The sequence below is a fragment of the Promicromonospora sp. NPDC050249 genome (assembly GCF_040656015.1).
In the GTDB taxonomy this organism is placed as follows: Bacteria; Actinomycetota; Actinomycetes; order Actinomycetales; family Cellulomonadaceae; genus Promicromonospora.
Genome location: NZ_JBFAKY010000015.1, coordinates 50,569 through 64,159, shown reverse-complemented (window position 1 = coordinate 64,159; position 13,591 = coordinate 50,569). Strand labels below are relative to the sequence as shown.

Annotated in this window: 10 protein-coding genes; all 10 read left to right on the top strand. The window is 70.5% G+C overall.

The window, feature by feature from the left end; translation table 11 throughout:
• Nucleotide 1 precedes the first annotated feature (1 nt).
• The 10 genes from AB0I32_RS14310 (at nt 2) to AB0I32_RS14265 (ending at nt 13,513) form a co-directional block, all read left to right on the top strand.
• Entirely contained in the window at nt 2-1,693 is a 1,692-nt protein-coding gene (locus tag AB0I32_RS14310; RefSeq protein ID WP_357506996.1) for an FHA domain-containing protein, read from the top strand.
• A gap of 90 nt (nt 1,694-1,783) precedes the next feature.
• Nucleotides 1,784-3,418, top strand: a complete 1,635-nt coding sequence (locus tag AB0I32_RS14305; protein WP_357506994.1) for a serine/threonine-protein kinase — start codon at nt 1,784-1,786, stop codon at nt 3,416-3,418.
• A gap of 68 nt (nt 3,419-3,486) precedes the next feature.
• On the top strand, nt 3,487-4,185 hold the full coding sequence (locus AB0I32_RS14300) for a hypothetical protein (RefSeq protein ID WP_116673533.1): 699 nt from the start codon (nt 3,487-3,489) through the stop codon (nt 4,183-4,185).
• A 1-nt stretch (nt 4,186) separates the two neighbouring features.
• Nucleotides 4,187-8,662, top strand: coding sequence for an FtsK/SpoIIIE domain-containing protein (locus tag AB0I32_RS14295; protein WP_357506992.1), 4,476 nt, complete (start codon nt 4,187-4,189; stop codon nt 8,660-8,662).
• Between the two features lie 114 nt (nt 8,663-8,776).
• Entirely contained in the window at nt 8,777-9,061 is a 285-nt protein-coding gene (locus AB0I32_RS14290; RefSeq protein WP_357506990.1) for a WXG100 family type VII secretion target, read from the top strand.
• A 150-nt stretch (nt 9,062-9,211) separates the two neighbouring features.
• Nucleotides 9,212-10,222: a hypothetical protein gene (locus tag AB0I32_RS14285; protein ID WP_357506988.1), complete on the top strand. Its 1,011-nt coding sequence runs from the start codon at nt 9,212-9,214 to the stop codon at nt 10,220-10,222.
• 11 nt (nt 10,223-10,233) lie between these two features.
• Nucleotides 10,234-11,007, top strand: coding sequence for a hypothetical protein (locus AB0I32_RS14280; RefSeq protein WP_357506986.1), 774 nt, complete (start codon nt 10,234-10,236; stop codon nt 11,005-11,007).
• Nucleotides 11,004-11,753, top strand: coding sequence for a hypothetical protein (locus AB0I32_RS14275; RefSeq protein ID WP_357506984.1), 750 nt, complete (start codon nt 11,004-11,006; stop codon nt 11,751-11,753). The genes AB0I32_RS14280 and AB0I32_RS14275 overlap by 4 nt, the downstream gene beginning before the upstream one ends.
• On the top strand, nt 11,750-11,974 hold the full coding sequence (locus AB0I32_RS14270) for a hypothetical protein (protein ID WP_357506982.1): 225 nt from the start codon (nt 11,750-11,752) through the stop codon (nt 11,972-11,974). The genes AB0I32_RS14275 and AB0I32_RS14270 overlap by 4 nt, the downstream gene beginning before the upstream one ends.
• Before the next feature lie 135 nt (nt 11,975-12,109).
• Nucleotides 12,110-13,513 (top strand): FAD-dependent oxidoreductase, encoded by a 1,404-nt coding sequence (locus AB0I32_RS14265; RefSeq protein WP_357506980.1) that lies wholly within the window; start codon nt 12,110-12,112, stop codon nt 13,511-13,513.
• Nucleotides 13,514-13,591: the final 78 nt, after the last annotated feature.

Below are 13,591 nucleotides of genomic sequence, written 5' to 3'. Positions count from 1 at the left end.
CATGACGGTGCACTACAGCGAGGGTTCCGCGCGAGCAGTGGTCCGGAACGGCACGGTCGTCGTGCTGCCCGGCCCGGCGTCCGCCGACGTCGTCGATTCCCTGTGGACCGCCCTCGAGCACGCGGACGGCGGCGTCGCCGCGACCCTCGGCGTGCTCGCAGCGGGCGGCCTGGCGGAGACGCCCCCGTTCGCCGTGGTCTCGCTCTCGGGCAGCGACCCGGCGACGGCGGCGCACGTCGCCGTGCGCGGGACCGGCGTGAAGGTGGTCGTGACCGCCGAGGGGGGCGGCGCGCCCGTCGAGGTGACGGGTGCTGGGGTCGTCACCTGGTCGGAGCGGGTCGTGGACGCTCCGATGTCGTTCGCGATCACCACCGACGAGCCGCCCGCGGACACGGAGTACCCGGTGCAGGCGGCGGTGGTGCGCGCGAGCGCGCTGCGCCGCACGCTCGTGGACGCCCCGCCTGCCCCCGACGCGCTGGTCGCCCCTGCGGAGGAGAAGCCGGGGGCCGTCACGTTCCCGGGCTTCTCGAGCCGTGCCGGGAGCTCCTCGGCCCCGGCCGAGCGACAGGTGTCCGGCGAGACCATGGTGCCGGGGGCGCTGGACGTGCCGATGATCGGCGCGGGATCCGTACCCTCGTCCCCCAACCCGTCGGCCCAGCCTGCCGAGCCCGTCGAGACGGCGTCCGCGCCGGTGCTGGAGTCGGTCCCGATGCTCGGGCTCGGTGTGGTCCCTGGCCCCGACGCGCCTGCCGCCGCCCGCGGCGAGGTCGACGAGTCCACGCAGTTCGGTGGTGACGACGACTACGGCCACCTCTTCGGTGACACGGTCATGCGGCGGGTCGAGGACGCCGCGGTGCGACAGGGCGAGGACGAGGAGGAGCACGAGGAGAAGGTCGCTCCATCACCTGTGCCGCCAGCGCCGCTCGCACCCGTCGAACCCGAGCCTGTGGCGCTGGAGCCGGCCGATCCTGGTGACGGGCTGATCTCGGGCGTGCCCGGCGGCTGGACGCCGCCGGTGCTCGCGCCGGAGCCGCCTGCGGGCGTCACCCCTGGTGCCGCGCAGCGAGCCGCCTCGGTGGGGGAGCCCCTGGCGGAGGCCCCTGCCGAGGTCACCGACCACGACGGCGAGACCATGATGTCCGTGGACATCGCCGCGCTCCGCAAGGACGCGAGCCCGGTCCCCAAGTTCTCCGCGGCCGTCGTGCCGGGCGCCCAGCAGATCCTCGGACTGTCGTGCCCGCAGGGGCACCCCAACCCGCCCACCGCCGACCGCTGCCGCACCTGCGGCGCGGACCTGGACGGCGACGCGGAGCTGGTGTCCCGTCCGGCGCTCGGGCAGATGATCGTGACGGGCGGTGTGCAGCAGGTAGCCGGACGCCCGCAGGTGGTCGAGCTGGACCGCCCGGTGGTCGTCGGGCGCCGTCCGCGCACCAACAACGCATCGGCGGACCGCACACCGCGCCTGGTCACGGTGGCGAGCCCCGACCAGGACATCTCGCGGTCGCACGTCGAGATCACCCTCGAGGAGTGGCACGTCCTGGTCGCGGACCTCGCGACGACGAACGGCACGACCCTGCTGCGCGCGGGGCAGGCGCCCCGGCGGTTGCACCCGAACGAGAAGGTGATCGTGGTCGAGGGTGACGTGGTGGACCTCGGTGACGGCGCCACCCTGACGTTCGAGGGCATCTGGTGACCGTGTTCCGCACGCAGTACAGGTTTCGCACGCAGCACAGGTCCCGCACGCAGCCGAGCTGGTGACCATGCCACATCATGAGGGAGACAAGTGAGTAGCAAGCGCGCCCCGTCGGCGCCGCCCCACATCGCGGGGTTCGAGTACAAGAAGCTGATCGGTTCCGGTGGCTTCTCGGACGTGTTCCTGTACGAGCAGCAGCGCCCGAAGCGCCTGGTCGCCGTCAAGGTGCTCCTCAAGGAGCACGCGAGCGACGCCCAGCGGGTGGCGTTCGACTCCGAGGCCGACCTGATGGCGATCCTGGGCAACCACCCCTCGATCGTGACCATGTACGAGGCGAGCGTCGCCGACGACGGCCGCCCCTACCTGGCCATGGAGTACTGCTCGCGCCCCAACCTGGGCGCGCGGTACCGCTCGGAACGCTTCTCGCTGGCCGAGGCGCTGCGCACCACCATCCAGATCGCCGGCGCGGTCGAGACCGCGCACCGGCTCGGGATCCTGCACCGTGACCTGAAGCCGGCCAACATCCTGGTGACGCAGTTCGGGCACCCGGTGCTCACCGACTTCGGCATCTCCTCCACCTTCGAGCAGGCCTCGGCCGCCGAGGGCATGTCGATCCCGTGGTCGCCGCCGGAGTCGTTCGGCGACCCGCCGGTCGCCGGGAAGACGACGGACGTGTGGGCCCTTGCCGCCACCTGCTACACGCTGCTGGCCGGCCGGACGCCGTTCGAGGTGCCCGGCGGGTCCAACACGTCGGCGGACCTCGTCGCGCGCGTCGAGCAGGCACCGCTGCCCCCGATCGGGCGCAACGACGTGCCGCCGTCGCTGGAGCAGGTGCTGCGCATCGCCATGGCGAAGCAGCCCTCCTCGCGTTATCCGTCGGTGCTCGCGTTCGCGCGGGCGCTGCAGCAGGTCCAGGTGGGCCTGGCCCGCGACATGACGCCGATTGACCTCCTCGACGAGACCGGTGCGGTCGCCGAGGAGGAGGGGGACGACGACGGTACGCGGCTGAAGAACGTCACGGCCATCGACCCCGGGCAGCGGCCGGAACCGGCGACGCCGTCGGTCGGTGGCGTGCGCACGGCGTCGGGCACCTTCGCGCCGCCCGCGCGCGAGACCTCCGGGTGGGGTCCGCAGCAGGGCGGCGGCACGGCGAGCCGGCGGACGACGGTCCCCGCGGCCTTCGACGTGCCCGTTGCCACTCCCGGGTGGGAGGCTCCGCCCGTCGAGGAGACGGTCCACCGCACCAGGCTGCCCGAGGCGCAGGCGACCCAGGAGCCGGAGGCCGAGCCGGAGGACCCGCCGTCGCGGTCGGGCATGATCTGGCTGGTCGTCGGCGCGGTGGTCCTGGTCGCGGCGGTCGTCGTCGGCTGGCTGGTCCTGAACGGAAGCGCCGACGAGCCTGACCCGGAGGACACGGCGACCGTCTCGGCCGGCGAGGACCCGCCGCCCGACGCCCTCAACGGCTACGTTCCCCCGGTCCAGGACCTGAAGGGCAAGATCGTCGGCGACGAGGTCGTCTTCACCTGGAAGGCGCCGGAGGACCTCGTCGAGGGCGACAGGTACGGGTACCGCGTGGTGTCGCTCACGGAGACGAACCAGCCCCAGCCTGTCAAGACGGGCACCTCCGTCACCGTCCCTCGCGCGGAGGGCGAGCCCACATGCGTCGAGGTGTTCGTCGACCGCGCGGGAAAGCAGTCCTCGCAGATCCCGAGGGTCTGCAAGTGAACAGGCTGAACGAGTTCCGGCCCGCCGACTGACCGGCCGGCCGACCAACCAGGAGGAGAGGGGGAGACGTGGGCGACCTCATGCTGGAGTTCTGCGGTGAGTGGTTCGATCCCGCGCAGGCGGAGAACGGCTTCGACATCGGCCGCGAGGGTGAGCTCGCGATCGACGACAACCCTTACCTCCACCGGCGCTTCCTACGGGTGACGCACGAGGACGGGATCTGGTGGCTCTCCAACGTGGGGTCACTGATCTCGGCGACCGTGTGCGACTCGGGTGGCGGTGTGCAGTCCTGGCTGCCGCCCGGGCACCGGCTGCCGCTGGTCTTCCCCACCACCTCCATCGTCTTCACGGCCGGCCCGACCACCTACGAGGTGACGGCCCAGCTCACGGACGCCCCGTACCACGAGGTCCGCTCGGAGGACCCCGACAGCGGCGCCACGACCATCGGCGCCATCAGCTTCACCACCAGCCAGAAGCAGCTCATCGTGGTGCTCGCAGAGCCCATGCTGCGGCGTGAGGGCACCGGCCTGAGCGAGATCCCGTCCAGCGCGGACGCGGCTCGCCGCCTGGGCTGGGCCACCACACGCTTCAACCGCAAGCTCGACAACGTCTGCGAGAAGCTCGACCGGATCGGCGTGAAGGGGCTACGTGGCGGCCCCGGGCTGCTCGCCACCAACCGCCGCGCGCGGCTCGTGGAGTACGCGGTCGCCTCTCGCCTTGTCACCCCCGCAGACCTACCCCTCCTTGACTTGAAGGACGACGCCTGACGTGCGCATCAAGCTGACGCTGAACAGACCCGACGAGTCCGCGGTGAACGTCGCGGTCACGGCCGACGCCACCGCCACGGTGCGGGACGTGGCCGAGGCCCTCTTCTCCGGCGACCCCACCAGGGGCGGCGCTGCCGCACCCGAGAACCTCACCCTGCAGGTCGTCGGGGACGGCTCGACCAGCTTCACGAGCGGCCGGGTGCTGACCCCGTCGAACGACCTGGTCCAGGCGGGCCTGCGGTCGGGCTCCGTGGTGTCGATAGTCCGGGTCTCCGAGCAGTTCGTGAACCCCGGGCAGGACCGCGGTACGGCGGTGGCGCAGCTCCGCGTCATGGAGGGGCCGGACGCGGGACGCGAGTTCCCGCTGCCGGTCGGTACGTCCTACATCGGTCGCGACCGGGGCATGGACATCCGTCTCCAGGACGGGCAGGTCTCCAAGCGGCACGCCCGGATCGTCGTGGGCGAGTCGATCGAGGTGCACGACCTCGCGTCCGCGAACGGCCTCGTCATGGGTGGCAAGCGGATGACGCGCGCCGTGCTGACGTCGTCGGACACCGTGACCCTCGGTGAGACCACGCTCTCCGTGGTCGCGCTGCACCGCTCCACGAGCATCGCCCCGACCAGCCCCGTGGTCGAGTTCAACCGGTCCCCACGTGTGGTCACCCGCTTCGGCGAGATCAAGATCAAGGCGCCCAAGCCGCCCAGGCCGCCGCAGCCGCAGCGTCTCCCGTGGCTCATGATGCTCGCGCCCATGATGCTGGGCGCGGCGATGTTCTCGGTCACCCGCAACCCGATCTCGCTCATGTTCATGTTCATGAGCCCGATCATGATGGTCGGGATGTACTTCGACCGGAAGGTCAACGCGCGCAAGGAGTTCGAGAAGGCGTCCGAGCAGTTCGAGGAGCAGGTGGTCGCCACGGCGGACCGCATCGACCGCACGCACGCCGTCGAACGGGCCGTCCGGCTCGCGGAGTCGCCGTCGCTCGCCGAGTCGCTCGACGCCGTCCGCCGCCTCGGCGGGCTCATGTGGACGCACCGCCCCGAGCACAAGGGGTTCCTCACCGTGCGGTTCGGCCTCGGGTCGGCACCCGCGCGCACAGGGTTCGACGAACCCCGGGAGAACGACGCCATCCCCGAGCACTGGGAGAAGGTGCTGCAGCTCCAGGACCGGTGCGCGACCATCCATGACGTCCCCATGAGTGCCGGGTTCCGGTTCGGCGGCAACGTCGGCATCGCCGGACCCAGCGGTGTCGTGGAGCCCGTCGGCCGGTCGGTCCTGCTCCAGCTCGTCGCGCTCCACTCGCCCGCAGAGGTCGTCGTCACCGCGCTCACCTCCGCCCGGTCACGCCAGGACTGGGAGTGGCTGGAGTGGCTGCCCCACACCGGCTCGCCCCACAGCCCCCTCGGGGCGTCCGACCACCTGGCCGACGACCCCGCCGCAGGCATCTCCCTGCTGACGCGGCTCGAGGAGCTCGTCGAGGCGCGCGGGGTCAGCCTCGACGGCCCGGCACCCCTGGTGGGGGAGCGGGACGCGGACAAGGACCGCACGGACGAGCCGCCCAAGCCCGTGCTGCCGTCCGTCGTCGTGCTCGTGGAGGACGACGCGCCGGTGGAGCGTTCCCGGCTGGTGCGCCTCGTCGAGCGCGGCGCCACGGCGGGCGTGCACGTGGTGTGGATCGCACCCACCGTCGAGCAGCTGCCCGCCGCCTGCCGCACCTTCGTGCTGCTGGACTCCACCGCCCAGGAGAACGGGGCCATGACCGGCGAGGTGCACTACGGCCAGCTGGCCTACCCGGTGCGCTGCGACGTCGCCGACCTGCACACCGCGCGTGAGGTGGCCAGGATCCTGTCCCCGGTGGTCGACGTCGGCGCACCGACCGACGACGAGTCCGACCTGCCCCGCGCCGTCTCCTACCTGGCGCTCGCGGGGACAGAGCTCGGCCGGGACTCGAACGGCGTGATCGAGCGGTGGAAGGAGAATCTCTCGCTCACCCCGCGCGACGGGTCCCCGCCGGTGCGCCGCAAGACCCCCACCAACCTGCGCGCCCTCATCGGGCACAACGGCGTGGAGCCCTTCCACCTGGACCTGCGCACGCAGGGCCCGCACGCTCTCGTCGGCGGTACCACCGGTGCCGGAAAGTCGGAGTTCCTGCAGTCCTGGGTGCTCGGCATGGCCGCTGCGCACAGCCCTGACCGGGTCACCTTCCTGTTCGTGGACTACAAGGGTGGCGCCGCGTTCGCGGACTGCGTCCACCTGCCGCACACGGTCGGTCTGGTCACCGACCTGTCGCCGCACCTCGTGCGGCGTGCCCTGTCCTCGCTGCGGGCCGAGCTGCACTACCGCGAGCACCTGCTGAACCGGAAGAAGGCCAAGGACCTCGCGTCCCTGGAGCGCACGGGCGACCCCGAGGCGCCGCCCAGCCTGATCATCGTGGTCGACGAGTTCGCGGCCCTGGTCGGCGAGGTCCCGGAGTTCGTGGACGGTGTCGTCGACGTCGCCCAGCGTGGCCGGTCGCTCGGCCTGCACCTGATCCTGGCGACACAGCGCCCCGCCGGTGTCATCAAGGACAACCTGCGCGCCAACACCAACCTGCGTATCGCCCTGCGCATGGCCGACGAGCACGACTCCAAGGACGTGCTCGGTGACGAGATGGCGGCGCACTTCTCGCCGTCGATCCCCGGCCGCGGCGCCGCGAAGACCGGTCCCGGCCGCCTCACCACGTTCCAGACCGGTTATGCCGGTGGGTGGACCACCGACCAGCCGGAGCGGTCCTCCCTCGATGTCGAGGAGATGGACTTCGGCACCGGACGGCGCTGGGAGCTGCCGGCCCCCGAGGTCGTCGACGAGCAGGACCCCGGCCCCAACGACATCGCCCGGGTGGTCTCGACGATCCGCCGCGCTGCGGCCGAAGCAGGCGTTCCGGCGCCGCGCAAGCCGTGGCTGGAGGAGCTGGCGGCCACGTACGACCTGGCGCTGCTGCCCAACCGGCGCACCGACTCCCAGCTGGTCCTCGGCGTGCTGGACAACCCGCCGCAGCAGGCCCAGCCGACCGTGCACTACGAGCCCGACACCGACGGCAACCTCGCGATCTACGGCACCGGTGGCACGGGCAAGAGCACGACGATGCGCACCATCGCGGTGTCAGCGGGCCTGACGCACCGGGGTGGCCCCGTGCAGGTCTACGGGATCGACTGCGGTTCCGGTGGTCTGCAGATGCTGGAGAACCTGCCCCATGTCGGCGCGATCATCGCGGGCGACGACGAGGAGCGGGTGACCCGCCTGCTGCGCAGGCTGCGCGACACGCTGGACCAGCGCGCCGACCGCTACGCCGCCGTGCGCGCGTCGACCATCGACGAGTACCGGCGCCTCGCGAACAAGCCCGACGAGCCCCGCATCATCGTGCTCGTCGACGGTATCGGGGCGTTCCGTGAGGCCTACGAGACGATCAGCGCGCGTGGCTTCTCGGTCTTCGGGACCTTCACCCAGCTCGCGACCGACGGGCGGCCCGTCGGCATCCACCTCGTCATGAGCGGCGACCGTGCGGTGTCCGTGCCGCCGTCGCTGGCCTCCACCGTGCAGAAGCGGATCATCCACCGGATGGCGAAGGAGGACGACTACGTGATGCTCAACGCGCCGAAGGACGTCCTGACGCCGGCGTCGGCACCCGGACGGGCGATCATGTACGGCCAGGAGGCGCAGATCGCCGTGCTCGGTGGTGACTCCAACGCGGCCGTGCAGTCACGCGAGCTCGCCCGGCTGGAGCAGACCATGCGCTCGGTCGGTGGTGTGCCCCAGGCGCCCGGCGTCGAGCGGCTGCCCGACTCGTTTACGCTCGACCAGCTGCCGCAGCGCACCGGGGACCTGGCCACCATCGGCCTGCGCGACCTCGACATCGCTCCGATCGGCCTGCCCATGCGTGGCCCGTTCATGCTGGCCGGCCCGCCTGGCGCCGGACGCACGACGGCGTTCGTGTCGCTCGCGACCGCGCTGCGCAGGAACGGCGGCACACGTCTGGTGTACCTGACGTCGCGGCGATCGAGCCTGTCCGCGCTGGACCTGTGGGACGTGACCGCGTCGACCCCGGAGGACATCGTGGAGTCCCTCAAGGACCTCACCACGGCCCTCGAGAGCGATCGGCTCGCCCCGGGTACTCTCACCGTGATGATCGAGAACTACACCGAGCTCACGGGCACGCCTGCGGAGAAGCCGATGGAGGCCTTCGTCAAGCTCGCGACCCGCAAGGAGCAGCTGGTCATCGGTGAGTCGGAGTCGTCCACCTGGAGCAAGGCGTTCACGCTGGCCGGGGCCTTCAAGTCCGGCCGCAACGGCCTGCTCCTCACGCCAGGAGACACCGACGGCGAGACGCTCATGAACACGCCGCTGGGCCGGATCCGGCGCAAGGACTTCCCGCCGGGCCGTGGCTTCCTCGTCACGGCGGGTCGGGCTACCAAGATCCACGTCGCCCTACCGGGGTGACGAGGGGCATGGGGAGTACTCCCCATTCCACCGCGTCGCGGGCCGTGAAATAGTTCGTGACGTCGCAGAAACGGAGGCTGTCCGAGGGGACAGCCACAGAAAAAGGAGCATGACATGGTTGCAGAGGGTGGCAACGTCTTCGGTCTTGACGTAGAGGCAGTACGGAGCCTGGCCAACACGCTCCGTACGCAGGCCGAGGGCGTGCGTCAGGTCGTCACGACGATCACGAGCCAGATGTCCCAGACCCAGTGGAACGGCCAGGACGCCACGCAGTTCCAGGAGGAGTGGGACGGCACCCACGCCGCCAAGCTGAACGAGATCGCCGCTGCGCTCGAGGCCTACGGCACCACGGCGGACAACAACGCCAACACCCAGGAGAGCACCTCGGCCTCGCTCTGATCGAGCCCGAGCTCTTCCAGGTAGGAGGGTTCCCGTACACGCGGGGGCCAACGACAAGGGATGCGGGACCGTCACGGTCCCGCATCCCTTGATCAGTAGGGGTTGGGCGGCCATCCGAACTTGTCGGTGGCGAAACACGAGGAGGACCACGTGAGCGGGAGCATGTCCGGCGCCGATATCGAGGCGCTGCGTCTCCTTGCCGACAAGTTCGACGAGGGCAGCGAGACGCTCGATACGGTCGCCACGGCCGTCGAGGCTGCAACTCCGCAAGAGGACGGCTGGAGCGGTCCCGACGCGGACGGCTTTCGGCAGGAGTGGACCGGCAGCCACCTGACAAAGCTCAGGGATGCGGCCGCCGCGCTCAGCGACGCCGCCCTCACGGTGCGCTCCAACGCCGACGCGCAGGAGACCACGTCGAACGAGTACAACGGCGGCGGTCCGGGCGGTTGGCCTGGCGGCGGGGAGCTCGGGAACGACGGCGGCATCAACTGGGCCGGGCTGGGCCTGGCCGGGGCGTTGGGCATGGGGGCTTTTGGCCTGGTCAGGGACACTATGAAGGCCATCAAGACCGGCAGAGCGCTGAACGCGTTCCTCCAGGCTACCCGGCTCGGCGACGCGGCAAGAATCACCGAGACGACCAGGGATGTCTATCGCGGCGCGAAGGGGCTCGTCGGACGCACCTTGGCGGAGGTGGGCGGCACGACGGCCGACATCGCAAAGGCTGCCAAGTGGACCACTACCGCTGGGCGCGTAGCGGGCGGCTTCGGTGGCGTGCTGGGTGTCGTCGGCGGACTCAACCAGATGTTCAACACTCAGTACGACGGCGCTCGTGGCTGGGTCGATCGGGGTATGGGCGTCGCGTCGGTCGTCGGTGGTGGCGGCAGTCTCATGATCGCCCTCGGCGGGGCCGCGATGCTCGGCCCCGTGGGCGTCGGGGTCGTCGTCGGTGCGGGCTTGGTTGCGGGCGCCTGGGCGCTGGGCAACCTGGTGTACGACAACTGGGACTCGATCTCTGGCGCTGTCGGAGACGCTGCGAACTGGGTGGGCGACGGGGTCGGTAACATGGCGGACGCGGCAGGAGACGCCATATCCGATGCCGGCGAAGCGGTCGGTGACGGCCTGGAAGCCGCCGGTGACTTCGTAGGGGGGCTGTTCAGTTGAGCGAGCAGACATTGAAATTCACCAAGGCCGACTATGAGGCGGCGATCGCCGTGCTCGGACGTGCCGAGGCCGGCAAGGCGATGCGGATCGTGAACCTGACCGACGAGCAGGTCATGGTGCTCGACGGTGTCCAGACAGCTCAGCCCACGCCGATGCCGTGGCTCGAGACGCAAGGCGACATCGACAGAGAGCTCGTGGGCAAGGTGGCCCTGCGGGCGCTCCTCGGCCAGGGCTATGTGGTGCCCGCCGACCGGGGCGAGGGCCAGCCGGTGGGGATCGATGCGATCCCCGAGCTCACCGGTACCCTCGTGCTGCGGCGGACCCCCCAGGCGATCCTCACGGTCGAGCGCGTGACCACGCTGGGCCGGCACTGGGTGTACTGCTACGTGCACGAGGGCTACGGGATCCTGGAGGAGGAGGTCGCGACGAGCGGTCACCACACCTACTCGGTGTATCCCGAGGAGTATCTCGGTGAGCGGTTGGAGGCATTCCTCGACCCCACGTCCGCCGCGATTATGGGCAGCAAGCCGCGCACGTTCACGGTGCCGGAGTTCGAGGCCGCCGCGGCGACCATGCCCGAGCTGACGGAGGCTCTCACGGTGTGCGTGCTGTCGGTCGCCAAGATAGGCGGGGACACGGTGCGGAACGCAACCGTCTACTCCGGGCCTCGCGGGGTGTTCACGCTGGAAGGCGGCGAGCGAGACGGGGTGGACGACCGGTTCACGTTCACCGAGGTGGGGGCGGCAGTCGTCCGCGCGCTCCCCGGAAAGCTGCTCGCCGCGTGAGCGCTGCGGGCGTTTCCTCCGTCACCGGTGACCGCGTCACGGGGAAGATCCGCCGGATCGCTGCAGAGTTCCCGGAGCTCGGCAGGATCCGGCACGTCGAGGCAAACCCGCCGTCACCGACGGCGTGGTGGGTCGCGATCGGGTTCAGCCTCTTTGTCGTCGTCGGCATCACGCTCGGAAACGGCGGGATCGTCGATTCGCTCCTTCAGATCCCTTGGTTGATCCTGTTCGGCTGGATCATCCTCGGATACATGGGCGCGGAGAAGGTTGTGGTGCTCGACCGAGGCCTGCTCATCGGTTCGTTCGCCCTGTTCCTGCGCCCCCACGTGGTGCCGTTCGACCGGTTCGATGTCGCCTCGATCACGGCCGCGCGACCAGCGTGGAAGCTTGGCCGCATGGTCCCCGGGCGTGGCCTGCTCACCACCGGGCGCACCGCGGTCTGGGCCTGGAACGGCGTGGCCTTCGTCGCGGCCCTGGGGCCGGTCGCCCGTCGAAAGTATGTGGACATGGCCGGGACGTTCGGAGCGGAAGATCCAGCACGGCGACAGCGCGTTCTCTGGTGGTTCGGCACCTGGCGGCAGCCCGACCGTCTGGTGGGTGCACTGGAGTCCGCTCTCGTGGACCTGGGGCATCCGGTCGCCGGACTCGCCCAGCACGTGCTCCCGATGGTCCGGATCAGCGGCAACCCTGCCGACGCGGGCGGTCAGATCCCTCGACTGGTCGCAGCACTGGAGCGTTCCGTATGAGTCGCGTCATCAAGTGGAGTTTTTGGATTGGCCTGGGCCTTGTCGGCGTGGCGCTGCTCGCCAGGGCGCTGGACCTCATCCCCGTCACCGTGATCGCAGGACTCCTGGCACTGCTCGCGCTCGGCTTCGCGGGGTACGGCGCGCTTGACGAAGCGGCCGAGAGGTCCCAGCTCCGGCGTCGTGCTGCCAAGGTCGCTCGCGAGCGCGAGCAGGGGCACTGAGCTCCTGACGCGAGGATTCTCACAGGAACGCCACGTCCACCCCCTGAGCGGGGGTGAGGCGCGCCTTACTCAATCGGTAGAATCGTCAGCGGCCTTCGCTTCCTCTCCTGACCTCGACCGGAAGGCGCCCCTTTCGTGAGCACCACCCGACCCCTGCGTGTCGCCGTCGTCGGCGCCGGCCCTGCCGGCATCTACGCGAGCGACATCCTGTCCAAGACCGACCTCGACGTGAGCATCGACCTGTTCGAGCGCCTTCCCGCGCCGTTCGGTCTGGTGCGGTACGGCGTGGCACCGGACCACCCGCGCATCAAGCAGATCATCGTCGCGCTCCACAAGGTGCTGAGCCGTGGAGACGTGCGCCTGATCGCCAACGTGGACTACGGCGTGGACGTGAAGCTCGAAGACCTGCGCCAGTTCTACGACGCCGTCATCTTCTCGACCGGCTCCATCAAGGACGCCGAGCTGAACATCCCGGGCATCGACCTCGACGGCTCCTACGGTGCCGCCGACTTCGTGTCCTGGTACGACGGCCACCCCGACGTGCCGCGCACCTGGCCGCTTGAGGCGGAGCAGGTGGCCGTGATCGGGGCCGGCAACGTCGCCCTCGACGTGGCGCGCATCCTGGCGAAGCACGCGGACGACCTGCTGCCGACCGAGATCCCGGCCAACGTGCACGAGATCCTGAAGTCCTCGCCGGTCACCGACGTGCACGTGTTCGCGCGCCGCGGCCCGGCCCAGGTCAAGTTCTCGCCGCTCGAGCTGCGCGAGCTCGGCCACGTGCCCGACGTCGACATCGTCGTGTACCCGGAGGACTTCGACTTCGACGAGGGCTCCGAGGCCGCCATCAACTCGTCGAACCAGACCAAGCAGGTCGTCAAGACCCTGGTCGACTGGACGCTCAAGGACCCGGCGCAGAACACGGCGTCGCGCCGGCTGCACCTGCACTTCCTGCACGCTCCCGTCGAGGTGCTCGGCGAGAACGGCAAGGTCGTCGGGTTCCGCACCGAGCGCACCGCGCTGCAGGGCGACGGCACCGTCAAGGGCACGGGCGAGTTCACCGACTGGCCCGTCCAGGCCGTCTACCGTGCCGTCGGCTACTTCGGCTCGTCCCTGCCGGAGATCCCGTACGACGACGTCAAGGGCGTCATCACCAACCGCGAGGGCCGGGTCGTCGACATCGACGGGAACCAGGTTCCCGGCGTCTACGCGACGGGCTGGATCAAGCGCGGCCCGGTGGGTCTCATCGGCCACACCAAGTCCGACGCGTCGGAGACCATCCGCCACCTCGTCGAGGACGTCACCGGTGTGGCCGACGGCGAGGCGCCCGGCGACCTGGACGGCGGCCGAACCGCGCCCCAGGGCGAGCCGGAGGCCATCCTGGAGTTCCTCGGCGGCAAGGGCGTCGAGTACGTCGAGTGGGCGGGCTGGGAGCTCCTGGACGCGCACGAGCGGTCGCTCGGCGAGGCCGAGGGGCGCGAGCGCGTCAAGGTCGTCCCCCGCGAGGAGATGGTGACGATCGCCAGGGCCCTGTCGAAGTAGAGCTGCAGCGCAGTAGAACCGCAGCGAAGTAGAGCTGTGGCGAAGTAGAACTGGGGCGGAGCGACCAAGTGGTTCGCT

Bases quoted from the DNA above. Each gene is read 5' to 3' on its own strand.
- AB0I32_RS14310 (WP_357506996.1), top strand. From the start codon at position 2: ATGACGGTGCACTACAGCGAGGGTTCCGCGCGAGCAGTGGTCCGGAAC.
- AB0I32_RS14290 (WP_357506990.1), top strand. From the start codon at position 8,777: ATGGTTGCAGAGGGTGGCAACGTCTTCGGTCTTGACGTAGAGGCAGTA.
- AB0I32_RS14270 (WP_357506982.1), top strand. From the start codon at position 11,750: ATGAGTCGCGTCATCAAGTGGAGTTTTTGGATTGGCCTGGGCCTTGTC.